Source organism: Arcobacter sp. s6 (assembly GCF_040884245.1).
GTDB lineage: Bacteria > Campylobacterota > Campylobacteria > Campylobacterales > Arcobacteraceae > Aliarcobacter.
In genome coordinates, this window is sequence record NZ_JBEVTN010000002.1 from 51,235 (window position 1) to 77,201 (window position 25,967).

General features: G+C 27.4%; 34 protein-coding genes and 1 tRNA gene. 24 read left to right on the plus strand and 11 right to left on the minus strand.

All coding sequences use genetic code 11. From position 1 onward, the window contains the following. The first annotated feature begins 51 nt into the window (after positions 1–51). From ABVS04_RS01210 to ABVS04_RS01225, 4 genes are read left to right on the plus strand one after another with little or no spacing between them, the layout of a single operon-like run. Entirely contained in the window at positions 52–621 is a 570-nt protein-coding gene (locus tag ABVS04_RS01210; RefSeq protein ID WP_368028831.1) for a YceI family protein, read from the plus strand. Between the two features lie 60 nt (positions 622–681). Then, positions 682–1,002 (plus strand): hypothetical protein, encoded by a 321-nt coding sequence (locus ABVS04_RS01215; protein WP_368028832.1) that lies wholly within the window; start codon positions 682–684, stop codon positions 1,000–1,002. 24 nt (positions 1,003–1,026) lie between these two features. After that, positions 1,027–1,851 carry a DUF692 domain-containing protein gene (locus ABVS04_RS01220; protein WP_368028833.1) on the plus strand — a complete coding sequence of 275 codons (825 nt, stop codon included), beginning with the start codon at positions 1,027–1,029 and terminating at the stop codon, positions 1,849–1,851. Next, positions 1,841–2,536 carry a hypothetical protein gene (locus ABVS04_RS01225; RefSeq protein ID WP_368028834.1) on the plus strand — a complete coding sequence of 232 codons (696 nt, stop codon included), beginning with the start codon at positions 1,841–1,843 and terminating at the stop codon, positions 2,534–2,536. The genes ABVS04_RS01220 and ABVS04_RS01225 overlap by 11 nt, the downstream gene beginning before the upstream one ends. On the opposite strand, the gene ABVS04_RS01230 is transcribed toward ABVS04_RS01225, so the two are convergent. From ABVS04_RS01230 to ABVS04_RS01270, 9 genes are all read right to left on the minus strand, one after another. Next, a complete protein-coding gene (locus ABVS04_RS01230; protein ID WP_368028835.1) occupies positions 2,533–3,846 on the minus strand; it encodes an MATE family efflux transporter in 1,314 nt (437 codons plus the stop codon). The genes ABVS04_RS01225 and ABVS04_RS01230 overlap by 4 nt on opposite strands. A gap of 61 nt (positions 3,847–3,907) precedes the next feature. Further along, positions 3,908–5,170, minus strand: a complete 1,263-nt coding sequence (locus ABVS04_RS01235) for a homoserine dehydrogenase (RefSeq protein WP_368028836.1) — start codon at positions 5,168–5,170, stop codon at positions 3,908–3,910. Between the two features lie 124 nt (positions 5,171–5,294). Continuing rightward, the gene (locus tag ABVS04_RS01240) at positions 5,295–6,509 is read right to left on the minus strand and encodes an LL-diaminopimelate aminotransferase (RefSeq protein WP_368028837.1); all 1,215 of its coding nucleotides are present in this window, start codon (positions 6,507–6,509) and stop codon (positions 5,295–5,297) included. Positions 6,510–6,513: 4 nt separating this feature from the next. Further along, positions 6,514–7,323 carry a hypothetical protein gene (locus tag ABVS04_RS01245; RefSeq protein WP_368028838.1) on the minus strand — a complete coding sequence of 270 codons (810 nt, stop codon included), beginning with the start codon at positions 7,321–7,323 and terminating at the stop codon, positions 6,514–6,516. A gap of 15 nt (positions 7,324–7,338) precedes the next feature. After that, on the minus strand, positions 7,339–8,028 hold the full coding sequence (rlmB, locus tag ABVS04_RS01250; protein WP_368028839.1) for a 23S rRNA (guanosine(2251)-2'-O)-methyltransferase RlmB: 690 nt from the start codon (positions 8,026–8,028) through the stop codon (positions 7,339–7,341). An 80-nt stretch (positions 8,029–8,108) separates the two neighbouring features. Further along, on the minus strand, positions 8,109–8,921 hold the full coding sequence (rsmI, locus tag ABVS04_RS01255; RefSeq protein WP_368028840.1) for a 16S rRNA (cytidine(1402)-2'-O)-methyltransferase: 813 nt from the start codon (positions 8,919–8,921) through the stop codon (positions 8,109–8,111). Between the two features lie 9 nt (positions 8,922–8,930). Then, positions 8,931–9,134 (minus strand): 50S ribosomal protein L31, encoded by a 204-nt coding sequence (gene rpmE / locus ABVS04_RS01260; RefSeq protein WP_172124054.1) that lies wholly within the window; start codon positions 9,132–9,134, stop codon positions 8,931–8,933. A gap of 79 nt (positions 9,135–9,213) precedes the next feature. Continuing rightward, a complete protein-coding gene (miaA, locus tag ABVS04_RS01265; protein ID WP_368028841.1) occupies positions 9,214–10,089 on the minus strand; it encodes a tRNA (adenosine(37)-N6)-dimethylallyltransferase MiaA in 876 nt (291 codons plus the stop codon). Then, positions 10,086–10,289: a hypothetical protein gene (locus ABVS04_RS01270; RefSeq protein WP_368028842.1), complete on the minus strand. Its 204-nt coding sequence runs from the start codon at positions 10,287–10,289 to the stop codon at positions 10,086–10,088. The genes miaA and ABVS04_RS01270 overlap by 4 nt, the downstream gene beginning before the upstream one ends. 91 nt (positions 10,290–10,380) lie before the next feature. Between ABVS04_RS01270 and mqnP the strand changes: the two genes are divergently transcribed. The 14 genes from mqnP (at position 10,381) to ABVS04_RS01340 (ending at position 20,244) form a co-directional block, all read left to right on the plus strand. After that, a complete protein-coding gene (gene mqnP / locus ABVS04_RS01275; RefSeq protein WP_368028843.1) occupies positions 10,381–11,253 on the plus strand; it encodes a menaquinone biosynthesis prenyltransferase MqnP in 873 nt (290 codons plus the stop codon). A gap of 43 nt (positions 11,254–11,296) precedes the next feature. Further along, on the plus strand, positions 11,297–12,100 hold the full coding sequence (locus ABVS04_RS01280; RefSeq protein WP_368028844.1) for a GGDEF domain-containing protein: 804 nt from the start codon (positions 11,297–11,299) through the stop codon (positions 12,098–12,100). Between the two features lie 58 nt (positions 12,101–12,158). Further along, a tRNA-Arg gene (locus ABVS04_RS01285) sits at positions 12,159–12,235 on the plus strand. 196 nt (positions 12,236–12,431) lie between these two features. Continuing rightward, positions 12,432–13,664 carry a tyrosine-type recombinase/integrase gene (locus ABVS04_RS01290; protein ID WP_368028845.1) on the plus strand — a complete coding sequence of 411 codons (1,233 nt, stop codon included), beginning with the start codon at positions 12,432–12,434 and terminating at the stop codon, positions 13,662–13,664. Then, entirely contained in the window at positions 13,664–14,656 is a 993-nt protein-coding gene (locus ABVS04_RS01295) for a hypothetical protein (protein ID WP_368028846.1), read from the plus strand. The genes ABVS04_RS01290 and ABVS04_RS01295 overlap by 1 nt, the downstream gene beginning before the upstream one ends. 107 nt (positions 14,657–14,763) lie before the next feature. After that, on the plus strand, positions 14,764–14,952 hold the full coding sequence (locus tag ABVS04_RS01300; RefSeq protein ID WP_368028847.1) for a DNA-binding protein: 189 nt from the start codon (positions 14,764–14,766) through the stop codon (positions 14,950–14,952). Positions 14,953–15,154: 202 nt separating this feature from the next. Next, positions 15,155–15,868: a DUF1071 domain-containing protein gene (locus ABVS04_RS01305; protein ID WP_368028848.1), complete on the plus strand. Its 714-nt coding sequence runs from the start codon at positions 15,155–15,157 to the stop codon at positions 15,866–15,868. Next, positions 15,865–17,094 carry a DUF1351 domain-containing protein gene (locus ABVS04_RS01310; protein ID WP_368028849.1) on the plus strand — a complete coding sequence of 410 codons (1,230 nt, stop codon included), beginning with the start codon at positions 15,865–15,867 and terminating at the stop codon, positions 17,092–17,094. Before ABVS04_RS01305 ends, ABVS04_RS01310 begins: the two co-directional genes overlap by 4 nt. A 9-nt stretch (positions 17,095–17,103) precedes the next feature. Next, complete coding sequence (locus tag ABVS04_RS01315) at positions 17,104–17,427, plus strand: hypothetical protein (RefSeq protein ID WP_368028850.1); 324 nt, start codon at positions 17,104–17,106, stop codon at positions 17,425–17,427. Positions 17,428–17,441: 14 nt separating this feature from the next. Continuing rightward, on the plus strand, positions 17,442–17,717 hold the full coding sequence (locus ABVS04_RS01320) for a hypothetical protein (protein WP_368028851.1): 276 nt from the start codon (positions 17,442–17,444) through the stop codon (positions 17,715–17,717). Between the two features lie 8 nt (positions 17,718–17,725). Beyond that, positions 17,726–17,941: a hypothetical protein gene (locus tag ABVS04_RS01325; RefSeq protein WP_368028852.1), complete on the plus strand. Its 216-nt coding sequence runs from the start codon at positions 17,726–17,728 to the stop codon at positions 17,939–17,941. 5 nt (positions 17,942–17,946) lie between these two features. Then, positions 17,947–18,762, plus strand: a complete 816-nt coding sequence (locus tag ABVS04_RS01330) for a replication protein (RefSeq protein WP_368028853.1) — start codon at positions 17,947–17,949, stop codon at positions 18,760–18,762. Beyond that, positions 18,749–19,963, plus strand: coding sequence for a DEAD/DEAH box helicase family protein (locus ABVS04_RS01335; RefSeq protein WP_368028854.1), 1,215 nt, complete (start codon positions 18,749–18,751; stop codon positions 19,961–19,963). The genes ABVS04_RS01330 and ABVS04_RS01335 overlap by 14 nt, the downstream gene beginning before the upstream one ends. Then, complete coding sequence (locus ABVS04_RS01340; protein ID WP_368028855.1) at positions 19,960–20,244, plus strand: VRR-NUC domain-containing protein; 285 nt, start codon at positions 19,960–19,962, stop codon at positions 20,242–20,244. The genes ABVS04_RS01335 and ABVS04_RS01340 overlap by 4 nt, the downstream gene beginning before the upstream one ends. A gap of 365 nt (positions 20,245–20,609) precedes the next feature. Here the strand turns inward: ABVS04_RS01340 and ABVS04_RS01345 are convergent, their stop codons facing one another. Beyond that, complete coding sequence (locus tag ABVS04_RS01345; protein ID WP_368028856.1) at positions 20,610–20,837, minus strand: XRE family transcriptional regulator; 228 nt, start codon at positions 20,835–20,837, stop codon at positions 20,610–20,612. 530 nt (positions 20,838–21,367) lie between these two features. Between ABVS04_RS01345 and ABVS04_RS01350 the strand changes: the two genes are divergently transcribed. Together ABVS04_RS01350 and ABVS04_RS01355 are read left to right on the plus strand one after the other, a co-directional pair. After that, entirely contained in the window at positions 21,368–21,808 is a 441-nt protein-coding gene (locus ABVS04_RS01350; protein WP_368028857.1) for a hypothetical protein, read from the plus strand. Positions 21,809–21,893: 85 nt separating this feature from the next. After that, the gene (locus ABVS04_RS01355; protein ID WP_368028858.1) at positions 21,894–22,118 is read left to right on the plus strand and encodes a hypothetical protein; all 225 of its coding nucleotides are present in this window, start codon (positions 21,894–21,896) and stop codon (positions 22,116–22,118) included. Positions 22,119–22,189: 71 nt separating this feature from the next. On the opposite strand, the gene ABVS04_RS01360 is transcribed toward ABVS04_RS01355, so the two are convergent. Then, the gene (locus tag ABVS04_RS01360; protein ID WP_368028859.1) at positions 22,190–22,708 is read right to left on the minus strand and encodes a hypothetical protein; all 519 of its coding nucleotides are present in this window, start codon (positions 22,706–22,708) and stop codon (positions 22,190–22,192) included. A 271-nt stretch (positions 22,709–22,979) separates the two neighbouring features. Here ABVS04_RS01360 and ABVS04_RS01365 point away from each other — a divergent pair, with 271 nt between their 5' ends. From ABVS04_RS01365 to ABVS04_RS01380, 4 genes are all read left to right on the plus strand, one after another. Next, positions 22,980–23,735: a TIGR04255 family protein gene (locus ABVS04_RS01365; RefSeq protein WP_368028860.1), complete on the plus strand. Its 756-nt coding sequence runs from the start codon at positions 22,980–22,982 to the stop codon at positions 23,733–23,735. A 12-nt stretch (positions 23,736–23,747) separates the two neighbouring features. Next, a complete protein-coding gene (locus ABVS04_RS01370) occupies positions 23,748–24,098 on the plus strand; it encodes a hypothetical protein (protein WP_368028861.1) in 351 nt (116 codons plus the stop codon). After that, a complete protein-coding gene (locus ABVS04_RS01375) occupies positions 24,099–24,647 on the plus strand; it encodes a hypothetical protein (RefSeq protein WP_368028862.1) in 549 nt (182 codons plus the stop codon). A gap of 281 nt (positions 24,648–24,928) precedes the next feature. Then, on the plus strand, positions 24,929–25,960 hold the full coding sequence (locus ABVS04_RS01380) for a glyceraldehyde 3-phosphate dehydrogenase NAD-binding domain-containing protein (RefSeq protein WP_368028863.1): 1,032 nt from the start codon (positions 24,929–24,931) through the stop codon (positions 25,958–25,960). The last annotated feature ends 7 nt before the right edge of the window (positions 25,961–25,967 follow it).

Sequence of the window (25,967 nt, forward strand, 5' to 3'; positions counted from 1 at the left end):
CAAAATTTTATTATAATTTCTGGGTAACTTGATTAAATATAAGGAGAGAAAATGAAAACGTTTATGAAATTATTTGTAGCAACTGCCATGACTTTTAGTTTAGCAAATGCTAGTGAATATAAACTTGATAATTCTCATACACATGTAGGATTTTCAGTAAAGCATTTAATGATTACAAATGTAAAAGGTGAATTTAAAGATTTTGGAGCAAATATTGATTTTGATGCTGCTAGCAAAACTTTTAAAACATTTAAAGCAGTAATTCAAACTACATCTATTGATACAGGTATTGAAAAGAGAGATAACCATTTAAGAAGTGATGATTTCTTTTTAGCAGATAAATATCCAGAGATGACATTTGCAATGACTTCTTATAAAGATGGAAAAATGACTGGTGACCTTACAATCAGAGGTATCACAAAAACTGTTGTTTTAGAAGTTGAAGACTTGGCTACTATTAAAGATTTTGAAGGTAATTCAAGAGTTGGTTTTGCGCTAAGCGGTAAAATTAATAGAATGGATTATGATTTAAAATGGAATAAAGCTTTAGAATTAGGTGGAGTTGCTGTTGGCGAAGAAGTAAAACTAACTGCTGAGGTTGAAGCAGTTGAAGCTAAGTAAATAGTAGCAATTTTAAATAGAAATTACGACAAAATAATTTAATAAAATAAAGGAAATAGAATGAATAATAAAATGAAATTAGCAGGTTTAATCTTAGGAGCAGCATTAACAACATCATCAGCATTTGCAGCAAATGGATCATGTGGAGCAGGTAAATGTGGTGGCGATATGAAAAAAGAAGTTACTGAAAAAGCATCAGGTTCTTGTGGAGCGGGTAAATGTGGTGGTGATATGAAAAAAGAAACTACAACAAAGGCATCAGGTTCTTGTGGAGCAGGTAAATGTGGTGGCGATATGAAAAAAGAAGCTACAACTGAAGCAAAAGATATGAAAGAAAAAGCATCAGGTTCTTGTGGTGCTGGTAAATGTGGAAGCAAATAATAAAGCTTCTCTAAAAGATGTAATATGCTAAATATAAAAGGTTGTGGATTAGGACTTAGAAGTGATTTTCTATTAGATTTAAAAAACAATGATTTTAATCCAGATTTTTGGGAGGTAACTCCTGAAAACTGGATGCATATGCCAAAAATATTTGAAAAAGCTTTTGAAGAAGCTGTTTTCTCAAAACCGACAATTGCCCATGGTTTATCTTTATCAATTGGGTCTGCTGATAAACTAAATAAAAAATTCGTTAAGCAAATCAAAACATTTTTAGATAGATATGATATTGAACACTATTCTGAGCATCTTAGCTTCTCTTCACTTGATGGAAATCAAAGTTATGAATTATTACCACTTCCTATGACAAAAAAGATGGTAAGCATAATAAGTGATAGAGTAAAAGAGGTTGAGGATATTATTCAAAGAAATTTGATACTTGAAAATGCAACATACTATTTAGTTCCTTATGCTGAAATGTCTGAAGTTGATTTTATAAATGAAGTTTTAGATAAATCAGGTGCAAAAATGCTTTTAGATGTAAATAATGTATTTGTAAATGCAGCTAATCACTCTTTTAAATCAAGAAGATTTATAGATGAAATTGATAAATCAAAAGTAGCATATATGCATATGGCTGGTCACTATAATGATAAAGAGTTCAATATGAAAATAGATTCACATGGTATGCCTATTTGTTCAGGTGTTTGGAAATTACTTGAATATACTTTAAAGCAAGTAGATGCTCCTGTAATGATAGAACGTGATAATAATATTCCTCCACTAAAAGAATTAGAACATGAATATAATCAAATGAAAGATATAGTTCAAAGAGTAAGAAATGCAAAGTAATAAATCACTTGAAAGAGAAGTTCAAGATAAATTCTTTGATATTATTACAAATCAAAAAGAAAACAATCCAAAAGATGCTTTTAAAGTCTATCAAAAGTTAGTTTTTTATAGATATGAAGATATTGTAAAAAGTACTTTTATTCAATTTGTAAAAAATATTTCTAAGGATGAATTGGAAAACTCTATTTATGAATTTCTGAAAAATCCACCTAAAACTGAATTTGTATGGAAAATTGCAAATGATTATATGAAATTTGTTAAAAAACAAAAACTTTTTCATAGTAGAAAATATTTATATGAACTTTTATATTTTGATTGGATTGAAGTTGAAATTTATATGAAAGAGTATAAGTTAAAAGAGAATGATTTTTCATGGGATAATTCTTATTGTATTTCAAAAAGTGCTAGAGTAAAAAAATTTCAATATGATATTATAAATGCAAAGAATGAAGAAAAAAGAGAAAATTATCTAATAATCTATTATGACTTTAATACTGATGAGGTTTTATTCAGAGAAATAAATCAGTTTATTTATGTATTAATCAAGAAACTAAAACACGCTTCCTTAGAGTCTACTTTAAATGAAATATGTAAAGAAAATGAAATAGAGCTACAAGAAGCTAAAGAGATTTTACAAGAGCCTTTAATGGAACTTATCCAAAATAGGGCGCTTATACTAAATTAAAAAGTTTTATTACAAATTTTCTTTAATAAAGAGTTTGTATAAAAATATGCAAAAATAGCAGCACTATAAATCATAAATAAAATTCCAAACCATAAATATATAAAATCAAGTTCGAAGAATTTTACTATAAAATATGCAATTATAAGTTTTGCAAAAATCTGTCTATAAAGTCCTATATATAAAAGCATTTTAGGTTTTTTGATACCTTGTAGAGTTGAAACACATACAAATAAAACAATATAAGCATAAAAAATCCAAATTTCAACAAGTAAATAATCAACTCCAAACCCAACAACAATAGGATTAGAATCAAATAAAGAGATAATAAATCTACCTAAAATTGTAAGAGTAATTATTCCAACAGTTGAGATTATAAATCCATATTTTAATGCAGTTTTTAAAGTCTGTATAACTCTATCATATTTTTTAGCACCAAAGTTATTTGAAACAAGTGTTAAAACAGCAGTGCTAAGACCAAGCGCAGGTAAAAGCATAAGTTGCTCAACTCTATATCCTATTCCATAACCTGCAACTGCTTCCATCCCATAGTGTGATACAAAATACGTAAGAATAAGTGAACCAATAGCCATTGTAAGCATATTTAAACTAGCAGGTAAACCTTGTGTTAAAAACTGTTTATAAACTCTTAAATCAGGTATGAAATATCTAAGATTTTCAAAGTGAATAAGTTTTGTTTGTAATACTTTATAAAGCATATAAAACATATTTATAACTTGTATTAAAACAGTAGCTATTGCGATTCCTTTTATCCCCATTGCAGGAATAAATAAAAATCCATAAATAAATACAGGATTTAAAACTAAGTTTGCGAAGAATCCAAATATCAAGCTGTTTCTGTATGTTTTTGTATCTCCAGTTGCTACTAAAACAGAGTTTAGTGAGAAGTTAAACATAAAAAATATTGCACCAAATAAAATAGGATTTATATAATCAACAGAGATTTGTAAATATTCATCCTGTGCACCTAAAAGTCTAAAAAGCCAAGGAGCTGTAAAATATCCAATAATACTAAGCCCAAGACCAATAATAGGTACAAAAATCAAGCCCTTATGAGCATAAATAGAAGCTAACTTATATCTTTTTTTACCAAGAGCATTTCCTAAAAGTGCAGTAATTGCTGATGAAAAACCATATCCAAAACCAATAATTAAAAAGAAAATCATAAATGATAGTGATAAAGCAGCTATTGCTTGAGTGGAGATAAGACCTGCATAAAATGTATCAACTACATTGTACATAGTATTAAAAAACATTCCAACACTAGCAGGAATTGCTAGTTGTTTTATCAAGCTTGGAATGTCTTGTGTGGTTAAGTGTTGGGTATTTTTTCTCAAATTAATAGAATAGAAACTATTCTTCTATTCTTATCATTGCAGGTTTACTGATGATTACACCTGAATTTTCAAGTTCACTGATTGCTTTAATGATATCTTTTTCAATACAAGTATGAGTTGTAAGAAGTAAATTTGCAGTTGCATTTTTTAATGGTTTTTGCATCATAGCTTCAATTGAAATAGAGTTATTTCCTAAAATAGTTGCAATTTTTGCTAAAGTCCCTGATTTATCAGCAACTTCAAGTCTTAAATAATATTTTGTTTTAATATCATCTTTTGACATTAAAGTAACTTTCTCACCTGGTTGGTTTTCAAATCCAAGCATAGGTGAACCTTTACCTCTTCTTGCAATATCTATGATATTTGCAACAACAGCAGATGCAGTTGCATCTCCACCTGCTCCTGCTCCATAGAACATAGTTTCACCAACTTTATCTCCAATAACAGAGATTCCATTCATAACACCATCTACTTTTGCAATCATTTTATCATCTGGAATCATTACTGGATGAACTCTTAATTCTACTTCATTCCCAACTTTTTTTGCAATTCCAAGAAGTTTAATTGAGAATTCAAACTCTTTTGCAAATGCAATATCTGCATTTGAAATATTTTCAATACCTTCAATTAAAATATCTTCAGGTTTAACATCAATTCCATATGCAATAGAACCAAGAATTAAAAGTTTATGTGCAGCATCAAATCCTCCAACATCAAATGTTGGATCTGCTTCAGCATAACCTAAATCTTGAGCCTCTTTTAGAATATCATCATATTTTATACCATCATTAATCATTCTTGTTAACATATAGTTACAAGTTCCATTCATGATACCTTGAATAGATTTGATATGATTTGCACTTAATCCATCTCTTAGAGCATTAATAATTGGAATTCCACCTGCTACTGCTGCTTCAAACTCAAATGGAATATCACCAGCTAATTCTTGAAGTTCATATCTATGATAAGCTAATAAAGCTTTATTAGCTGTAACCACAGCTTTACCTTTTAATAAAGCCTTTCTGACTATTTCATTTGGTTTTTCAATTCCACCCATTAATTCAACGACAACATCAATAGAGTCATCATTTAATACTTCATCAATATTATCAGTTAATTTAATATCAACATTTCTAGTTTTATGTAAGTTAGATACTACTCCAATGGTTGGTACAATCTCAATTCCAGCACGTGCGGTAATAATATTTTTGTTATCTCTTAAAATATTAGCAACACTTGCTCCAACTGTTCCAACTCCAATAATTCCAACTTTTAACATATCTTATTTCCTTTAAAATGGTTCCCCTTTTAAAGGAACCGAATCTATTCTATATCTACTTTTTAGCAGGATTTGTAAAAAATCCTTAAAAGTAGCAAAAACTAAAGGGCTTTGAGAACAAAGCTTACTTTTCTAATGATTTTAAATATTTCTTTATATTCTTTGCAGCTTGTCTGATTCTTTTTTCATTTTCAATTAGTGCAATTCTCACATACTGGTCACCATAGTTACCAAATCCAATTCCTGGACTTACTGCAACTTGTGCTTGAGTTAATAATTGTTTTGAGAATTCCATACTTCCTAAATGTGCTGCACACTCAGGTATTTTTGCCCATATAAACATAGATGCATTTGGTTTATTCATTTTCCAACCAGCTTCTGCAAATACTTCAAGCATTAGGTCTCTTCTCTTTCTATATTTTTCTACATGTTCAGCAACACAGTCTTGTGGCCCATCAAGTGCAACAGTAGCTGCGATTTGGATTGGAGTAAACATTCCATAATCTAACCATGATTTGATTCTTTTTAATGCACCAATTAATTTTTCATTTCCAACGATACATCCAACTCTCCATCCTGCCATATTGTATGATTTACTTAATGTAAAACATTCAACTGCAACATCAAGTGCACCCTCAGCTTGGAAAATTGATGGAGTTTTATAACCGTCAAATGTAATATCAGCATAAGCAATATCAGAGATAATATAAAATCTTTCTCTTTTTGCCATTGCTACAAGTGTAGTATAAAATTCAGGTGTAACAGTTGCACATGATGGATTGTGAGGGAAGTTTACAACTACGAATTTTACTTTTGGAATTGATTCATCAATTGTTTTTTGTAATCTTTGGAAAAATAATTCTTCATCTACTTTAAATGTATCATCAAATACTAATTCAAACTTATGAACAGCTGCACCATTTAACATAAATGCATATGAATGAATTGGATAAGTAGGATCTGGAACAACAGCAACATCCCCAACATTTACAATAGCTTGAACTAAGTGAACATAACCTTCTTTTGAACCCATTGTTGCACATACGTGTAAATTTGGATCTAAATAATCAACGTCATATTTTCTTTTGTACCAATTAGAAATAGCAAGTCTTAATTTAAAAATACCAGCACTTGCACTATAACCATGATTTTTAGGTTTAGCAGCAGCTTCAATTAATTTATCTGTAATATGTTGTGGTGCTGGACCATCTGGATTTCCCATAGAGAAATCAATTACGTCTTCACCCGCTCGTCTTGCTTCCATTTTAATATTGTTTACTTCTGCAAACACATAGTTTGGAAGTCTCTTCATTCTTTCAAATTCAATTTCTGGGAACATTTCTTTACTCCTTAGTAATAGTAATCCCTCGCTTTAAATTAGCAAGAGAGTATAAATCATCAATTTTAATATATTTAGTATTATTAGGCACGTTAAGTTTTAAACTATTATGCAAACTATCTTCTTCATGAATTTCAATCATATTGAAATCACTGTCATAGAAAACTACACTTGGATACCAAGAATTACCTGCATTTGAATTTATAAAAATTCTTGAGCTATTTCCAATCATTACCATATATGGTTTTGATGGTTTTTTCAAAGATAATTGATTGTTTCCAATTAAATCTTCCGCTTTATAAATTGTAGAATTTCTCATATCTATTGAGTAATCCCATTTATAATTTCCCTCTCTTTTAATATCTACGATATTACAATTTATTGATTGTAATTCTTGAGATAACCTGAGAGGGCTTATGGCGGCTGCTGTTTTCACTTTGATAGTCCATTTAAAAGTATTATTTACAACTGTTTCATCTTGTGTTATGAAATATTGGTGTCCTAAAACTTTTAATATATCTGTTAAATTTTTTATTGATTTTTTAGTATTACCTTGAATATTAAATGTTACATCAATATTTTGAGTTGAACCAAAATTTAATTTTAATAAGCCATTATTTTCTAGCTCTTGAGTAAGTCGTGCATAATTTACATAACCATTTGAGTAGTATGCATCTTGATTACCAAACTGATGATTGATTAAATTTTTATGGGTATTATAATCTGAATATCCAAGCAAGTTTTGTATCTTTTCATTCAAGTCTGCATTTGCAAATACAGAAAGAGTAGCTATTAAAATAAATTTTTTTATCACGACTTTTCTTCTTTATTATCTTTTTAAATTATATATTAAAATACCAGCAGCAACTGAAACATTTAATGAATCAAACTCATGTTCCATTGCAATTGATACTTTTAAATCTAGTTTTTTAGTAACTTTTGGAGAAATTCCTGTTCCTTCACTTCCTAAAAATAGGGCAACTTTATCAGTTTTTTCAATTTTTCCATATTTTTTAAGGTCAACACCATCTGTTGTTGCACCAATTAGTGTAAATCCTGCATCAATTAATTCACTTGCTAGATCAACAGATCTTGGGTGAATTGCAAAAGGTAAATCAAGTAAAGCACCTGAACTTGTTCTTAGAATTCCTGAATCATTTACAGTTTTAATATCAGCTGCAATTAATCCTTCAATTCCTAAAGAATAAGCAGTTCGAGCTATTGCTCCAATATTACCAACATCAGTTACTCCATCTAAAACAAGAATAAAATTCATTTTTTTGAATTCTTTGATATCTGTGTATTCAGCATGTGTAAGTTTTAAAATGAAACCTTGGTGGTTCCCGCCTTTTGCTAATGCTTGAGCTTTTTGATTATCCACTTTATGGATTTTTTTATCAAGTTTTGCAAATCTTGTAAAAAGTTTTTTATCTATTTCTTTTGAAAGAAAAACTTCTTCTATTAAATGAGGGTGTTTATCAAGTACATAAAGTACGATTTGTTTTCCATATATTATCATAGGCGGATTATATCTAAATATTGTTAATAAAGTTCTTTGTTTTTTAATAATTATTAGTTAAAAAAAGAAGTTTTGATACTCTAGTTTTCTAAAAGTTTTTGATAAACATCTTTTATAGATTGTCCTGTCATTTTTGCAATAAGTTTTGCTTTTATTTTAGGTGCTATATCTAAGTTTTGAATATCTGATAAATCAAGGTTATAACCTATTGTTTTTTTTGCTTCAATGACTACTACCCATTCACCTCTAATATTTATATTTTCAAATTCTTTAAATAATTCTAATGCACTATTTTTATAAGTTTTTTGGTGTAGTTTTGTAATCTCTTTTGCTAAAAATATTGTTCTTGTAGGTTCTTTAAGGCTTAGTTCTTCTAATAGTTTTAGAAGTCTATGTGGTGATTCATATAAGATAGATAATTTGTTATCATTTAAAATATCATCAAGTTTTGAAGCACGGCTAACACCTTTATGATCTAAAAATCCATAAAATGAAAAAGTTGTAGTGCTAAATCCACTCATTGCATATGCCGTTAAAATTGCATTTGCCCCTGGAAGTACATCATAAGCTATATTATTTTTTATACAAAAATCCACAAGAGTAGCACCTGGATCACTAACACAAGGCATTCCAGCATCGCTTACGTAAACAACATTTTTAGTAAAAGTTTCTTTATCTAAAGATTTTAATATTTGATCTTCATTATGAGAGTGAAAGGATTTGTACTCTTTATTTGAAAAGTCTAGGTTATTTTTTTCACCTAGAAGGTTTAGAAGTTTTTTTGTTACTCTTGTATCTTCACAAAAAATAAGTTCCGCTTCAATAAGAATTCTCAAAGATCTTTGAGAAATATCTTCAAGATTTCCTATTGGAGTGGGAACTAAGCACAGCACAATAGCGTACTATTTAGCCATGTTATATTTGTTTTTGAATTTCTCAACTCTACCAGCAGCATCAACAAGTTTTTGCTCTCCAGTAAAGAATGGGTGACAAGAAGAACAAATATCAATTCTTAATGATTCAACATTTGACTTAGTTTGAAACTCGTTACCACATGCACAAGAAATTGTACAAACTTTATAATCTGGATGAATATCTTTTTTCATTCCATTTCCTTAATTGTAATTATTGTTAAATAAAAGGTCGAGTCCATGCAAGCCCTTTATCTAACTCTTAGGGGCGCAATTATAACGAAAAATACTTAATAATATCTGAATTTAAGTCTTCTATTATATTTGAAGTTTTATTTGTAAATTGAGATTTATTAAAAGTATTTTGTCTTTTAGCAAGTTTAATTGTATTTGATGAAATTTTTTCTTCAAGTTCTTGTTTTGTAAGCTTTCCATCCAAATACTCTAGCGTTTCAACAATACCAATAGAAGCCATACAATTAGGTTCTCTTGAATAAGTTCTTTCGAGAAAAATTACTTCATCAACTAATCCAGATTTAATCATAATTTTTGTTCTTTTAGCAATTCTTTTTTTTAACTCTTCTTTAGGCCAAAGAATTTCAAATATTTTTAAATCTTTCGCCACAGGAACTTTTGGGTTCTTTTCAAAATAAGAAGTAGGGCAGAGGCCAGTTTGTTTATAGATAGCATAAGCTTTTTCTATTCTATATCTATCATTCTTTTCTATTTTTTGCATATACTCTTTATCTAAATTATAGAGTAAATCATAGGCTTCATTAACTGGAAGATCAAGTTTAATTTTTGAATCAACTCCTTGAGATAAACCTTCAGTTAAGGCTTTTAAATAAAATCCTGTACCACCAACTATGATTAAATTCTTGCTATTTACAAGACAATACTCTTTTGTTTTTTTATAAAGTTCTATAAATTTAATAACATCAAATTCTTCATTTGGATAGACTTCATCTATTCCAAAATGAATAATATCTCCTCTTTCTTCAATACTAGGTTTTGCAGATGCAATTTCTATATCTTTGTAAACACAAAGTGAATCAAGGGATAAAATTACAGAATTTGTCTTATGCGCGATTTGTAGAGATAAGGCAGTTTTTCCAGAAGCTGTTGAGCCAATGATAGCTATTTCTTTCATTTTTTAGTCTTTTGCTCTTTACATAATTCTAATTTTTTATTTAATTCATTTATTTCTTTTTCTTTTTGAATTAGAGTTTTTAATAGTTCAGATATATCTTTTGAATTTGAATCAATAACATCTGTTTGCGCTTTTGAAGTACAACCATTTAATAAAAATATTGTAAATAAGCTAATTATTAGTAGTGTAATTTTTTTCATTGAACTCTTTCTTTGTATAAAATATGCAAGATTATAACTAGAAAAAGTTTATATTTATATTTTTAATATTATCTTCGATACAATCCCTTTTATGAATAAGCTTATAAAAAAACTAAATGACTTTAATGAACTTGTAATGTTCAAACACTCTATTTTTTCATTACCTTTTATATTTATAGCAATGGTGGTTTCATCAGGGCAGCTAAATGGTAGTGCTTGGTTTGGATTAAAACTTTTTGTATTAGGAATTCTAGCAGCACTAACTGCAAGAAACTTTGCAATGGGATTTAATAGATATATGGATAGAGATATTGATGCTCTAAATCCAAGAACAATAAATAGACCAAATGTAGATGGAAGAATATCAGCTTCTCAAATGCTTGTATTCACTCTTGCAAATGCCCTTGGATTTGTTGTTGTAGCATTTTTTATAAATGACTTAGCCTTAAAATTATCTATTCCAATACTATTTATAATTGGTTCTTATTCTTATTTTAAAAGATTCTCCTATTTAGCTCATATTATTTTAGGAATTTCTCTAGCATTAGCTCCAATCGCAGGAGTTGTAGCAGTAAGTGAAACTATCCCTTTTTGGTCAATAGCATTAAGTATTGGTGTTATGTTTTGGGTTGCTGGATTTGATTTACTTTATTCGCTTCAAGATATAGATGTAGATAAGGAATTAGGGCTTCACTCGATTCCCTCAAAATTTGGTGCTGAAAAAACAATGAAAATATCAAAAGTATTTCATATGTTAGCAGTATTTTTTTGGCTTTTATTTGCGATAACTTCAGCTAGCTCATTTTTTGCATATCTTGCTGTAATAATAAGTGCTTTAATGTTATCTTATGAGCATTATTTAGTGAATAAAGATTTTAAAAAAATTGATAGGGCTTTTTTTACAGTTAATGGATATTTAGGGATAATATTTTTAATTCTTATCATAATTGATAATATTTTTTAAATCTTTATGTATAATAAAATAAATTAGGAAAGTGAAAGATTATATGACTGCAAAACTAAAAGAAATAACTTTTTTAACAATAAAAAACTTGAAAAACAATGAAATAATTCTTCCAGGAGATTATTCTAAAGTATTTGACCAAATTGCTAAAACATTAGATATCGATTTGCAAGATGATAAAGTTATGCAAAAAGAGCTACGTTATAGTACTGATCAAATAAATAAAATTGTTGATAAAACAAGTAAAAGTTTAACAGAAATACACTCAAGTACAGAAAAAGCGCAAAAGGCTATTTTGGATAAAGATGATGTCTCTCTTTCTCATATAAGTCGTGAAATATTAGATATGCAAGAGCAAATTAGTTTTTTACAAAAAGAGTTATTTTCAGATGCTTTAACAAAAGCTTATAATAGAAAATGGCTTAATGATTATTATTTAAAAGAAGAAAAATTTCCAGAAAATGGTAAGTTAGTTTTTCTTGATATAAATAAATTTAAAACTATAAATGATACTTATGGTCATTTGATTGGAGATCAAGTATTAAAGTATCTTGTGAAGTTTTTACAATCACAATTAAATTTCCCCTCTATTTATGTGGTTAGATACGCAGGAGATGAGTTTTTAATTCTTTTTGGTGAAGAAGTGTTTAGAGAAATAAATGTTGAAGATAAGATGAAAGATGTGCAAGAAAAGCTTTCAAATCAGAAATTAAAATCTGCAAAAATTGATAATCTTCAATTTTCATTTTCTTATGGTTTATTAGATTATAAAAAAGATGAAAATATAACAAATGTTCTTACAAAAGCTGATGCATTAATGTATGAGAATAAACAAAAAAATAGATAAGCTATATTAAAATTTATATTAAGCTTATCTATGCTAATATTCCCATCCTAAAACAAACGCGTCAGTGGCTCAACTGGATAGAGCACTGGGTTTCGGCCCCGGCGGTTGTGGGTTCGAATCCTACCTGGCGTGCCATTTTATAATCTAAACTAATCCAAATCAACCTATGAAACCTCTATAAAATCGAACTTTAAAACAAATATTAATCTAACTTATGCTAATCTAATTCAAACAAATCCAATAAAATTTGGGTCTTATTTTGGGTCATTTCATAAAAAAGACCCATTTATTGAAGAAATATGACCCATTTAAAAATCAAAAGGTTAACAATATGCCTAAAATGGACCTATTACAAGATATACAAATAAAAAAAGCTAAACCACAAGAGAAAGAATACTTCTTAAACGATGGTGGAGGATTGAGGTTATCAATTTTCCCCGATGGTAAAAAGGTATGGCAATTTAGATATACACTTCATGGCAAAAGAAAGAAAACATCATTTAAAACTTATCCTACTGTATCTTTAAAAGAAGCAAGAACTAAAAGACAAGATTATCAAACATTAATAAATAGTGGAATAGATCCAATTGATAATGCTAAACAAATAAAAGAAGAAAATATCATAGATATAAATGGAATGTTTTTAAATGTTGCTAGTGAGTGGCTAGATAAAGAATCTGCAAGAACTATGAATAGTACTCATGAGGGGAAAATAAGAGTATTTGAAAATGATATTTATCCATTCTTCAAGAATAAACACATTAAAGATATTGTTATCAATGATATTATAAAAGTAATTGAAATTAAGCAGCTACAAGCACATGAGGTTGCTTCAAAGATTTTTAATTATTTAGATAATCTTTTTAGATATGCAGTATTAAAAAGGTATTGCGATAGAAACATTTTAGCTGATATTAGAAAATCAGATATTTTAAGACCCAAAAAAGTTAAACATTTTTCAAAAATCACAGACCCAAAAATCTTATATGAGTTAAGAGAATCAATTTATAATTATACGGGTAGTCATTCCCTAAGAAATGCTTTAAAATTTGTTTTACATGTACCTCTAAGGGCTGAAAATTTATGTTCTATGAAATGGGAATATATAGATTTTGAAGAAAAAAGCTTAATAGTTCCAAGAAAAGAAATGAAAATCAAAGATAGTAATTTAGATGATTTTAAATTACCTTTAACAGATGAAGTTATTAATATATTAAAAGAACAATATCTTTTTACATCACACCAGGCGTATGTATTTCTAGGAACTAATAATAGGGATTCAATAAACAATGAAAGTCCAAATAGAGCATTACAGCGTATGGGCTTTAATGATGATAGTAAGGGTCGTAAAATTAGACTTCATGGCTTTAGAGGTACTTTTAGGAGCTTAATTGATACTTTAGATATTGATAATAAATTTAGTTTTGATTTAAAAGAAAGAGCTTTGGACCATCACGAAAAGAATGAAACGGCAAGAGCTTACAATCATAAGGCAGATTTTTATAAACAGTTTATTTCTTTGATGAATTTTTGGAGTGCTTATGTAATGGGTTTGAGTGAATAATGAGATTTGAAAGAGATTATACTGAAGAAGAAAGAGAATTAAATTCTATATTTTTCAATGATGAACTAATAAGGATATTTGATATTATTGATATATTCTTACAAGTTGCATATATTTACGATTTTAAAGAAAAGAAATTTATTTTTTATAAAAATAAAGTTGAAATTCTTAATCTAGAAATAAACGAGAAAGAAAAAAAAATTTTAGAATCAAGTGAAAATATTTACTTTTTTGTTGAAGAATTACATAATATGTTTTTAGATAATCATACAAATAATTTAAAAATAGGTAATTTTATCGACTGGGCTAATAAGCTAGTGAGTATCGGTTTGAAAAATCAAAATAAAACCTTATCTGAAATTATAAATATTGAAAGAGCATTATTGGAAATTAATGAGGAACTATATAAAAAATATTCAGCATCATATAAAAATGTATTAAATGATATGGTTGAAAAGTCATATCAAAAATGTATAAAGAAAATACAAAAGAAAGAATTTGAACATAAAATAAATAAATTAGATAATGTTAAATATTTTACAAAATTAGAAGATGATAATAAAGATAGATTTTTTTTCGAGAATGAAATAAGTAAAATAATAGAAATAAACAAAGATGATTTATTTGATATATTTTATGAAATAAATACATATATTGAATTTGATTTAATTTTAATATTTTTGGAAAATGCAATACAAATGAAGAACTTACCAAAAAAAGACCCTAATCATGAATCAAGAAAAAGACAAGGGAAATTCATTAATAAAAAAAATCAATTTATAAATGTATTAAAAGAATTGGGTTTAGATGATGAAGCAAATATCATAAAAAATGAAATAAACTTTAAAAAAACAGAAAAAAACACAAGAAATTTACAAGATAGATTAAAAGGTTGTAAAGAACTATTATATTATCAGCTTATTAATCATGCTAAAACCCCAATTTATAGAGCAAAAAAAATAATAAGAATTGTAAATTACTTAAATTTCTAATTTCTCCACCAAAAAAATGGTGGTTTTTTTCGCTTCACTTATCTAACACAATCCTATAAACTTTCATAATCGTACGAGACAATCTAAATTAAAATAAGGTGTACATTATGGAAGTAACAAAACAACTACCAAGAAAACAAAGACCAAAACAAGCAGCAGAAAATTATGGTGTGGGATTATCTACAATATGGCTATATATCAAACAAGGCAAATTAACAGCTGCAAAAATAAGTGAAAAAGTAACTGTTTTAGATACTGCAGAATTAGAGCAATTTTTTAACGGTGCGACAGCGTGAATAAACTATATAAAATAGATACTGGATAATAACCTCATCAATAGAGATTAATTAAGTTGATGAGGTAGGATATTGTTTAGCTGCATAATTCTATCAAAAAACTAACAAAAATCTCATATAAAACAATCAATCAAAGTAAATTTAAAAATTTGTTGCCCCTTAATTTGGGGAGAATAAAACTCAATCTATAAAAAGGTAAAAAATGAGTGAAATAAAAAGAGATGAATTACTCAAAGGTTTTGAAACACTTTTACAATTAAATGTAAATGCAAAAACAGAAACTAAAGGAACTGGAAACAATGCCCTTAAATATTTATCATGGAGTGAAGCCTGGACCGAATTTGTAAAAGTTTATCCAGGTGCGATATATGAAATTATTAAAAATGAAAATAATCTTCCATATTTTGAAGATGGAGCGGGTGCTATGGTTTATGTGAGAGTAACTGCAAATGGTTTAACTCACGAAATGTGGTTGCCAGTTATGGACGGGGCTAATAAATCTATGAAAAAAGAACCTTACACATATCAAGTAAAAGAATACGTTTACGACCAGAATCAAAGAAGAAATATACCAACTGGAAACACGATAGATAAAACAGTCGAAGCCTATACAATGTTTGATATTAATAAAACAGTTATGAGGTGCTTAACTAAATGCCTTGCTATGTTTGGACTAGGATTATATATCTACAATAAAGAAGATATGCCGGAAGTTATTCCCGAACCAATTAAAACAATTACAGATGAAATGGTTTCACAGCTTGAAGAGTTAATTATAAAAGCAGCTGCAGATAGAAATAGGTTTTTAATAGCTTTTGAGATTAAAAAATTAGAAGATATGCCAATGAATAATTTCGCAGTTGCTATTAAATCATTAAAACAAAAAATAGAAAAGATTAAAGGTGATTCAAAATGATAGAAATAATTGAACATAACGGCGAAAAATATAATGCTGAAACGGGTGAATTAATTAATGAAGTTGAACAAGTAGAAGTCGAAATAATAGAAGATAATCTTCCTGATATTGTTTGTAATGGTGGAACTCATATTAAAACTAATACGGAGCAATTAAAAAGAGAATTGATTATTCACTTAGAAAAATATGATATTGAAGTAACAGAAGAAACAGAGAAAGATGCTTCAAAACAAGCAACTGAATTAAATAAATTAGCAAAAGATTTAAATTCAAAAAGACTAGAAGTATCAAAGCTTATTAAAAGACCAGCTGATGAACTGAAAGATAGTATTGATGAACTAATAGCATTAGTACAAGAAAAAAGGATAGATATTCTTGAAAAAGTTGAGGTATTTAAAAGTAAAAGAATGCTTCTTATTGAAACTCTTTTAAACCAGGAACTAGATTTATTATATGTATCTCAAAATGTATCAGATAAATACCAAGTAGTAGATATAAAACCATTAATTAAAGAGACAAGTTTATCAAAAACAAAACTATCAAAAGCAGCACTTGAAACGTTGGAAAGTATGGTAAGAAAAGTAAAAGCTTTAGAAGATGCCGTAACAATTAGAGAGCTACAACTGGAAATGATTTGTACTAGAAGTGGGCTATCTTTTCCAATTGAAATAAATGAAGTTCAGCACATCATCCAAGAAGACAATTATCAAGATCTATTAAATGGAATGATTGAAAACAGATTAGCAGTTCAAGAGAAAATGAAAGCGCAAGCAAAAGCAGATGAAGAAAAAAGAATTGCAGAATTTGAAAGAGTTGAAAAAGAAAAACAAGAAGCTTTAGAACTTGCAAGACTTCAAGAAAGAGAAAAAGAAAAACAAGAAAGAGAGCAAAGAGAAGCTTTTAGAATTGCAGAACTTGAAAGGGTTGAAAGAGAGAAGCAAGAAGCTATCCAAGCAGTTAAAGATGAAGCAATAGTAAAAGAAAATCAAAGAATACAAGAGATTGAAAGAAAAACAAAAGAAGAACAGCATCAAAGAGAATTAGCCGAAAAAATAAAGATTGAAGAAGAAAGAAAGTCAGGTAAAAAAACTGTAAGAGTTAGTGCAATTTTTGAGGTTGAAGTTAATGTATCTTTAGATAATAAAACAGTAATTGAAGGTTTTAGAGAAAAACTTAATGAACATTTTAATTCTCTTTTAAGTGTTGAAGAAATAAATCAATTTTAGTGCTAGATAATGAATATTACACCTGTATTTAATAGATACATAAACGCATTTATAAAAGAGTTTAATAACTCAAATATTGAAATGTGTGTAAGTGTTGATTCACAAGAACTAAGGTTTAAACCATGTAATTATGGTTTTAAAACAATACGTGAGATATTCAAGGAAATAGCCTTATTTCCTTTGAATAACAATCAAAGAGTATCTTTTAAAGATATAGAGCCAAAAGAGTTATTAGAGTGTATTAAGAGGTTTAAGGTGTGGGCGAATTCAAACGGTTTTGAGTGGAAATGCGACCAAGAAGAATGGGAAAGAATTTGTAAATTATATGAATAAAGGAAAATTTTAATATGAAAAAATTAGCAATAGCAAACGGGAAATATATAAAAGATGGTGTTGAAAAAACAAGATGGGTAACTATTGGAACTATTAACACAACAGCAGACGGGAAAGAATATATGTTATTGGACCCAACAATCAATTTAGCGGGTTTCCCTCGGGAAATTGGAAAAGATATGCTTATAGTAGGAATGTTTGAGCAGCAGCCACAACAACAAGGGCAAAATAATCAAAACCCACATAATACACCTGGCAATTATAATCCAAATAAATATGATAATTACTAAGGATAGTGATGTTTAATGAAATTAATAAAATTCAAAAGTTTTGCGATAATCAATTAAATTATGAAACATTTATAAAATTATCTAATATGCAAGATGATAGTTATTCCCTGGAACAGTTCAAAAAATTTATTGAAAATCCATTTAGATATATGACTTCAAGAAATGAACAAGAATTATTTAGAAACATATTAGAAACAATTAACTCTAAAAATTATCAAGGATAGCAGTTATGGAAGAAAGCCCTTATACGAAAGTTCCAAATTCTATTTTAGACTTTGAGGGCTTAGATGTTTATGAGTTTAGAATATTAATTTTGATTTTGAGAAAAACAATAGGTTTCAATAAAAAAAGTGATGGGATTAGTCTTAGTCAATTTATTAAATTTACTGGAATAAGTAAAGATAAGGTTATAAAATCTTTGGAAAATCTACAAAAAAACAAATTTATTAGTGTTCAAAAACAGACTTTAAAGAATGGCGGGAAGTCTTTTAATAGATATACACCCCTAGTACTTGACAAAGACTACCTAGTACGTCAGAAAGACAAGGGTAGTACGTCAGAAAGACTAGGGCTAGTCTGTGAGAAAGACATACAAAAGAAAATAGAACAAAAGAAAATAGACAAAAGAAGAGAGAGAGAAGGATATATATTTTTCTCTTTATCTGAAAAAGAACAATTAAAAGAAATAGATAGTTACATACAGAATTTAATATATGAATCTGAATATATAAAAAATCAAAAAGGTTTTGAATTAAAAATCAGAAAGCAATTATCTAAAGGTGATGAAGAACAATTAAAAGATTTTGAAAAATGGTATCTAAGTAAAACATGTGAAGAATTAGAAAATAAATATAGTGGTAAGTATTTAGATGGTTATTTGATAGATAGTATTTATCCTTATTTTAATTCCAAAATGTATGACCCTAGTAATAAATTTACAATGTGGCTTATTGATACTAAAACTAAAGAAGGTTATTCAGAAAATTTTGAGGATAGAAATGAATTATACAAAACATTAAAGAGGGTAACAGATGGAATTATATGAACACCAGGAAGAACTAATAAAACAAGCAAAACCAATATTAGAAAAATATAAGATGGTGTATATAGCTGCAGAAACTAGAACGGGTAAAACCTTAGCAGCTATTCACCTATTAAAAGATGATTTTAAAAAGATATTGGTAGTTACAAAAAAGAAAGCCCTTAGTAGTTGGAATAGTGATATAAAATTATCAAAGGTAAAAAACTTTGATGTTATCAATTACGAATCTATACACAAGATGGATAGTAAAGAATATGATGTAATTGTTTTAGATGAAGCACATAGTATTGGAAGTTATCCAAAACCAAGCCAAAGAGCTAAACAATTAAAAGAAATGGCAAAAGATAAAAGTATAGTTTATCTAAGCGCAACCCCAAGTGCTGAAACATATAGTCAAATATTTCATCAATTATGGGTAAGTAGTTTTACACCTTTTGAAGAAAAGAGTTTTTATCAATGGTATAAAAATTATGGTGAAGATGATTCAATCTTCATAAATGGAATGTTTATTAAGCAGTATAAAGCAAGTCATGGTGAAATGATTATGGATATGATAAATCATTTAATCGTAACTATGACTAAAGAGAAAGCGAACTTTGATGTATTTGTTAATGAGAAAATACACCAGGTGGAAGTGAATGAGAATTATTTAAATGCTTTAGACTATTTTAGAAATAATAGAATCATTACGATAGATGAAAATGAGATAGTAGCTGAAACCTCAGCGAGTGCACTAAATAAGCTACACCAGTTAAATGGTGGAACTATAAAAGTAGATGATAAATTATCCTTGATAGTTTCGAATCATAAAGTCAATTACATAAAAGAGAATTTAGGTAATGATGAAAAGATAGTAATACTTTGCAACTACATCAAAGAAAGAGATCTATTACTTACTAGATTAGCAAATAGTACTGATGAGGTTGAGAAGTTTAAGAGTGAGAGCTTTAAATACTTTATAGGACATATTAAAACATTTAGCGAGGGAGTTGATTTCTCTTATGCTGATAGTATGATTATATATTCTTTGAATTTTAGTGCAACAACTTACCTACAATCAAAAGAAAGATTAGCAAATAAGAAAAGAACTAAGCCTATTGTAGTTCATTACCTATTTACAAAAGGTGGAATAGATGAACATATCTACCAAGCAGTAAGTAATAAGATGAACTTTACAAACAGTTACTATAAAAATTGCAGATGAAAGAATCACAGATACAAAACAAAATCATTAAGTATCTTAACGGAATAGGTGCTTATTCAATCAAAACCATTGTAACCAATAGGAATGGTTGCCCTGATGTTATTTGTTGTTTAAAGGGCAGATATGTAGCTTTAGAAGTGAAAGCAGAAAAAGGAACAGTATCACAACTACAAGAGCATAATATAAAACTAATTAAAAATAGTGGTGGAGTTGCTGCAGTAGTCCGAAGTGTTGACGATGTAAAGAAAATTATAGATGACCTACCATATGAAAATATATAAGATAGGGTATGTTGATTTTCTACAAGTTCGATTATTCACCTACCGACCCTTTAGTCAAATTTTTACAGAATAGAATTTTGAGGGGTGGGGCTATACAAAAGATTTAAAGATGATTTAATGCGACTAAGTTGTATTTAGTGGAGTATGTAGCTATTTATTCTTAAGATAATTTCCATTGTTTCCAATAGCTTTGGAAATAGTAAGCCAAATAAAAAAAGGTACTTCCTGGATATGTTTTATCATTGAGGGTAGTGCAAGCCCCGATTATCGCGGGGAATTAATTTTTAAAAGTTGGTTGTGATTTTTTATCTTTAGTTGTAATAGTAAAAAGATAGTAGTAGAATATTTAGAGAAGTAGTTTTTATTTATTTTTCTAAACCCTCAATTTCAAATACTTTATCTTTTATATTATCGTAAGTTTTTGCCTTGATGTAATTTTCAAGCCATGACTTAACCCAATAAGGATAATCCCGTCCATTAGTTCCCCAGTTATTTACACCCTGGTAAGAAGTTCCCAAAAGTTCCGAGAAACTTAGTTTTGATAATTCAGCATTTTTTAGTAATTGTTTAAAGTCTTCATTAGATAGATTCATTTATTAATACCTTTATATTTTATATACAAAAGTGTAACATAATTACATTTAATAAATACATATGATGACTTATTCACATAGTAAAAAATCTAGTTTTCAATACTAAAAAAAAGGCAATTTTATAATATAAAAGTTATTCACATATCAATAATAAAAGAAGTCCTACAAATAGGGTTTTGTTTTAACTTCATAGGTGAATAAATAAATTTAACTATAAAAAAACTTAGAAAATTGATAAAAAAAAGGTGATTCTATTGTATTGAAAAGAGTGCTTTTCAATACTAATTAAATACATATGTATTTAAATAATAACAATAGGGAATATATATGTATATTTGATTAAGTTTAAATTAATAATTAAGTATATATAATTCTCTAAATAGAAATACAAATGTATTTTAATAAAAAGGAGTACGAAAGATGAGAATAAAAGCATATTTAGAAAATGGTGATTTTAAAATAATAGGTGTCTTAGTTACAGATGATGTTAAAAAAATAGCAAATAAATACGAAAGATGGGAGTATATATTATGAAAAAAATAGAAGCATTTACGGAAACACAAATAGAGATAATAGAAAAAACATTTGATAGACATTATTCAAATATTAGAAAAGCAGCTTCTTTTATTAATTTAGCAAAAGAATCATTAATCAATGTTCATGGTGGTTTTAATCCAAATGTTACACCTGATGAGATTAACGACATATTACAGACTATCCAGGAACTTTTAGACCCTACATGTTCTTTTATGTGTGAGTTGTCGGTTAATGGTGAATTTTTATTAAGTGAATTAAATTTAAAGGCTTTGGAAAAGTCAGAAGATTCACAAAAAATATACCCTTCTATGACGGTTATTAGATTGGGTTTTGTTACTTCAATGCTAAAGGAAATGCAAAATGATTTTAGAAAGATTTTTGAAGATAAAGATTCAGAAATTTTAGAATTAAAAAAACAATTAAATATAAAATAAAGGTACTCGTAAGTTCTATGAGATATGGACTCATAGAGCTACGATTAAAATAAGCAAAATTAATTTAAAATAAAGAGAGTGTAAAATGATACTAACAGAACAAAAAATAAATGAGTTAAAGCAACAGTTAGAAAACAATGAAAGTTTTCAATATTGGAAAAAAGAAGATGGTTTATCATTCGAGGATTTTGATATTGTAGATCTAGAATCTAATAAGCAGCTGCATAACGGAAAAAAAGATATAGGGGAGTTTTGTTTATATTTGAAAGATGGTGTTATTAAAAAAGCATTATATGATTTAAGTTACTAGAATTTCCCGCGGGAAAATATTTAATTATCTTACCTCATCAATGTTATATAAATTTGATGAGGTTTTTAAGATTACTTATTATATTTCTTTGTTTCTTTAATTATTGCATCACATAAATTTTTATAATCTATTATAAAAGATTCATACAATTTAAAATATTCTTTATCAGAATAATAATTCTTAAATAGTTCATCAAACAGCTTTTCAGAATATCCTTGACTTTTAATAGTTTGATTAAATTCTATTGCCTTACTAATTTGGAATGATGCAAAATCATTGTAAGAAGTAGAGAAATTATTAAATTCTTTCATTAATTCAGGGAAATACGTTCTAATTTGAAAAGCTAATTTAATTGAATCAGTATTCTCTTCTATGTTGTTATTTCTACTATAGTCAATATTTTTAGTAAAAATTTTTGTACAATAAGAATAACTTTTAGATAAATAAATAAAAGATTCTTCAAGTCTTTTTAATGCTAATGTATCTTTTTCTTTTTTAGATTTTAAATAATGGTTAATAAAATCTTTAAGTGTAGCACTCAGAAAACCAATTATTGCACCAATTATTAATAAGTATGCTTGTTCAGTCATCTTTTGCCTTTTGATAATATATTTTGGAATAATACAATAATATTATTATGATACTTTTTAGTAGATAACACAGTTAATTTAAATTAGAATATTTTACTTTACTACACATCAGATAGATAAAAAGTTCAAGTATTCAAATTTTTTTGTTATAAAAGTTAATTATTTGGTATAATAATTAAAAGTATATTATGTAGCTGAGCAAATATCAGCAAAAAATGAAGCCTCATCATTGATTGAGGTTTTTTGATTATTGAAAAGGAATATAATTATTATGGAAAAGCCATTTCCTAAATCAATAACACCCACACCAATAATATCAGCGTCAATAGAAATTAGATTTGATGTAAATTGTCCATTAGATGCTGTTTTTGGTATAGTGTTTAATGCATTGAGAACTGAATATAATGAACATGAACCTTTACCTATATCAACTATTCCTGAGCAAATTAGAATTCAAGATGGTTTAATTGATCAACCTCATTATAGACTTTTCAAAAAAAATAGTTCTTTGAGTATTCTATTAGGACCTAAACTATTTGTTTTTCTTTATGCAAAAGAAGATTTAAATTCATCAGAAGATTATCCTGGTTGGACAGATAGTTTAAGTATAGAATTAAAAAAATTGTATTCAATCTTATTTTCATTAAATATTATTTCAAAAGTAACTAGATTAGGAATTAGATGTAATGATTTTTTCGAAGATAGAAATATTTTTAATCATACGGAATATAATATTTTAGATAGTGAACACAATAGAAAAGATCTTGAAAAAACGCAAATAATACAAACAATTGAAAAAAATGGTTTTGTACACAATGTTGTTGTGTCAAATAATTCTAATTTTATTGCTAATGGAATAATAACTAGTGGGTCAATGATTGATATAGATTCATTTACAACAGATATAAAAGATGATTTTAGCAAGAATTATGAAAAGTATCTTAATAATTGCCATGAAACTAATAAAGAATTCTTTTATAAAATGCTTAAAAAAGATTTTATTGATAGTTTAAATCCTATATATTAAGAAAGGGAAAATATGAGTTACAATAATTATAAAACCTATGATTCAGTACAATCTACAAATTACCTATACCATATGATTTTATTAGGACTACTAAGTACTTCTACCGTACAGGGAAACATTAGTGAGCATGCAAAAGTAGGTAAGAATATTTATATTAAGAGTCAAAGTAGTTTTATTCCATCGGTAAGTGAATTAACTTCAGAAAAAGGAAATATTGAGTTATTGGATTTTGTTAAAAATAGTCTTTCTCATATTGAAAATGCACAGTTTGATTTTTTAGATGTTGATGAAGATCTTAATAATGATATAAATAAATATATTAGCTCTTATTCAGGAAAGAATAAAGAGATTTTAGAATTTTAGATGATTAAAGATCGATGGCCAACAGTATATGATTTTAAAGAATTAGAAACACAAATTAAAGAAATTGTTAAAAATAATTATACTATAGGATTCTATTCTTTAACTCCAAAAAATAATGAATTGTTTCAAGGAGATATAGTACATATTGAAAAGAAATTTCTATATCTTGATAATAATGGAGCCTATAGTGCTGAAGATTATACTAATTATTGGATTGTTTTAGGTAATACATGTGATATTGCTAGAAATTTAGAAGATATTCCATTTAGTAATGTTATCCCTATTTTAAAATTTGATGATAGTGTACCTGAAAGAATTTTTTCAGGAATTAAAAGTTTTCAAAATTATAAAAGTATGTATGTACCTCCATTTTCTGATGATATGAATAAGTATTTCATTGATTTTACGAAAATTATGACAATTTCAAAAGAGTATTTATTAAAAGATGTAAAATCTATTAAAATAAAAGAATTAACTTATTCCTCTTGGGTTTTATTTCATGCATGCTTATTAAGATATTTGGTGAGAGATGATGGAAGAAATGATTAACTAAGGCATTAAATGGTAATACAATAAATAATCATAGTTTAATATTATTATTATGTAAATTAAATTATTGGGTCATAAATTGGGTCATTTGATTTATATTAACTATTAAAGATACCTATATTATGGTCTTTGTTAGTATTTATTCGATACATACCTGGGGCCATTAAAAGCCCGATTTAAGCACTGTAAGCAGTGATTAAATCGGGCTTTTTAAGTTTAAATGAATATAAAAACTACAAATTGATACACTTTAGAAAATAAATTATTTAGGTCTTAAAGTTATGAAAATAAAAATACTAATAAATGGTGTTGGTCGTATAGGCAAAGCTATTTTAAAAATTCTAATGAAAAATGAAAAGTTTGAGATAGTAGCAATAAATGAAATCAATCCCTATCTTGAAAATATTGTTTACTCTATAAACCACGATTCTACTTATGGAAATATTTCTAGTAAATTTAAAATAATTGAAGATAATTATATTGAAAATAAGTATTCAATAATCAAAGTTTTAAATCATAGTTCTTTATTTGATATTGATTTAGAAGGTATTGATATAATTATTGATGCAAGTGGTAAAAAAGAAGATATTTCTAAATTAAAAACTCTTCCGGTAAAAGCTGTATTTTTAACTCATCCAAACAAAGATGCTGATATAAATGTAATTTTAGGTGTAAATGAAGATGCTATTGATATAAATATACATAAAGTTATTTCTACAAGCTCATGTAATGCAACGGCATTATTACCAGCCTTAAAATTAATAGATAAGCAAAAAGAGATTTTGTGTGGAGATATTCTTACTGTTCATCCACTTTTAAATCATCAAAGAGTTCTTGATGGACATTTTGTAGAAAGTCAAACTAGAAATGTAGATTGTAATTTCGAGTTTGGAAGATCTTCTACTCAAAATATTATTCCAAATAAAACAACCACCATAGAAGCATGCTCTTACGTTCAATCAAGTATTAATTCAGATTTAATCTCATCAAGTTCACTTCGCGTACCAACTGATACTGTTGGGGCAATAAATGTAACTTTAATGACTAAAAAAGAGTGTTCAAAAGATGAGATTATTAAGCTATTTGTAGAGTATGAAAAAACTCAAGAATTTCCAATAGTATTAAATAATATTGAACCTTTAGTATCAAGTGATTTTAAAAAAGAGCATAGTACCACTATTGTAGATCACAGATATACTGAGGTAAAAAATAATCATATGATAAAGCTTTTACTTTGGTATGATAATGAGTGGGGATATGCTTCAAAAGTGGTGGATATTTTGAAGTATTATACTGACATAAAAAAAGGCTAAATTCAAT

Coding starts and splice junctions, on each gene's coding strand:
- ABVS04_RS01320 (WP_368028851.1), top strand. CDS start 17,442: ATGAAAAAATTAGCAATAGCAAACGGGAAATATATAAAAGATGGTGTT.
- ABVS04_RS01280 (WP_368028844.1), top strand. CDS start 11,297: ATGACTGCAAAACTAAAAGAAATAACTTTTTTAACAATAAAAAACTTG.
- ABVS04_RS01315 (WP_368028850.1), top strand. CDS start 17,104: ATGAATATTACACCTGTATTTAATAGATACATAAACGCATTTATAAAA.
- ABVS04_RS01210 (WP_368028831.1), top strand. CDS start 52: ATGAAAACGTTTATGAAATTATTTGTAGCAACTGCCATGACTTTTAGT.
- ABVS04_RS01240 (WP_368028837.1), bottom strand. CDS start 6,509: ATGTTCCCAGAAATTGAATTTGAAAGAATGAAGAGACTTCCAAACTAT.
- ABVS04_RS01290 (WP_368028845.1), top strand. CDS start 12,432: ATGCCTAAAATGGACCTATTACAAGATATACAAATAAAAAAAGCTAAA.
- rlmB (WP_368028839.1), bottom strand. CDS start 8,028: ATGATAATATATGGAAAACAAATCGTACTTTATGTACTTGATAAACAC.
- ABVS04_RS01360 (WP_368028859.1), bottom strand. CDS start 22,708: ATGACTGAACAAGCATACTTATTAATAATTGGTGCAATAATTGGTTTT.
- ABVS04_RS01235 (WP_368028836.1), bottom strand. CDS start 5,170: ATGTTAAAAGTTGGAATTATTGGAGTTGGAACAGTTGGAGCAAGTGTT.
- ABVS04_RS01365 (WP_368028860.1), top strand. CDS start 22,980: ATGGAAAAGCCATTTCCTAAATCAATAACACCCACACCAATAATATCA.
- ABVS04_RS01225 (WP_368028834.1), top strand. CDS start 1,841: ATGCAAAGTAATAAATCACTTGAAAGAGAAGTTCAAGATAAATTCTTT.
- ABVS04_RS01370 (WP_368028861.1), top strand. CDS start 23,748: ATGAGTTACAATAATTATAAAACCTATGATTCAGTACAATCTACAAAT.
- ABVS04_RS01215 (WP_368028832.1), top strand. CDS start 682: ATGAATAATAAAATGAAATTAGCAGGTTTAATCTTAGGAGCAGCATTA.
- ABVS04_RS01345 (WP_368028856.1), bottom strand. CDS start 20,837: ATGAATCTATCTAATGAAGACTTTAAACAATTACTAAAAAATGCTGAA.
- ABVS04_RS01330 (WP_368028853.1), top strand. CDS start 17,947: ATGGAAGAAAGCCCTTATACGAAAGTTCCAAATTCTATTTTAGACTTT.
- ABVS04_RS01300 (WP_368028847.1), top strand. CDS start 14,764: ATGGAAGTAACAAAACAACTACCAAGAAAACAAAGACCAAAACAAGCA.
- ABVS04_RS01380 (WP_368028863.1), top strand. CDS start 24,929: ATGAAAATAAAAATACTAATAAATGGTGTTGGTCGTATAGGCAAAGCT.
- ABVS04_RS01375 (WP_368028862.1), top strand. CDS start 24,099: ATGATTAAAGATCGATGGCCAACAGTATATGATTTTAAAGAATTAGAA.
- rpmE (WP_172124054.1), bottom strand. CDS start 9,134: ATGAAAAAAGATATTCATCCAGATTATAAAGTTTGTACAATTTCTTGT.
- ABVS04_RS01340 (WP_368028855.1), top strand. CDS start 19,960: ATGAAAGAATCACAGATACAAAACAAAATCATTAAGTATCTTAACGGA.
- ABVS04_RS01350 (WP_368028857.1), top strand. CDS start 21,368: ATGAAAAAAATAGAAGCATTTACGGAAACACAAATAGAGATAATAGAA.
- ABVS04_RS01295 (WP_368028846.1), top strand. CDS start 13,664: ATGAGATTTGAAAGAGATTATACTGAAGAAGAAAGAGAATTAAATTCT.
- ABVS04_RS01335 (WP_368028854.1), top strand. CDS start 18,749: ATGGAATTATATGAACACCAGGAAGAACTAATAAAACAAGCAAAACCA.
- mqnP (WP_368028843.1), top strand. CDS start 10,381: ATGAATAAGCTTATAAAAAAACTAAATGACTTTAATGAACTTGTAATG.
- miaA (WP_368028841.1), bottom strand. CDS start 10,089: ATGAAAGAAATAGCTATCATTGGCTCAACAGCTTCTGGAAAAACTGCC.
- ABVS04_RS01355 (WP_368028858.1), top strand. CDS start 21,894: ATGATACTAACAGAACAAAAAATAAATGAGTTAAAGCAACAGTTAGAA.
- ABVS04_RS01325 (WP_368028852.1), top strand. CDS start 17,726: ATGTTTAATGAAATTAATAAAATTCAAAAGTTTTGCGATAATCAATTA.
- ABVS04_RS01305 (WP_368028848.1), top strand. CDS start 15,155: ATGAGTGAAATAAAAAGAGATGAATTACTCAAAGGTTTTGAAACACTT.
- ABVS04_RS01270 (WP_368028842.1), bottom strand. CDS start 10,289: ATGAAAAAAATTACACTACTAATAATTAGCTTATTTACAATATTTTTA.
- ABVS04_RS01310 (WP_368028849.1), top strand. CDS start 15,865: ATGATAGAAATAATTGAACATAACGGCGAAAAATATAATGCTGAAACG.
- ABVS04_RS01220 (WP_368028833.1), top strand. CDS start 1,027: ATGCTAAATATAAAAGGTTGTGGATTAGGACTTAGAAGTGATTTTCTA.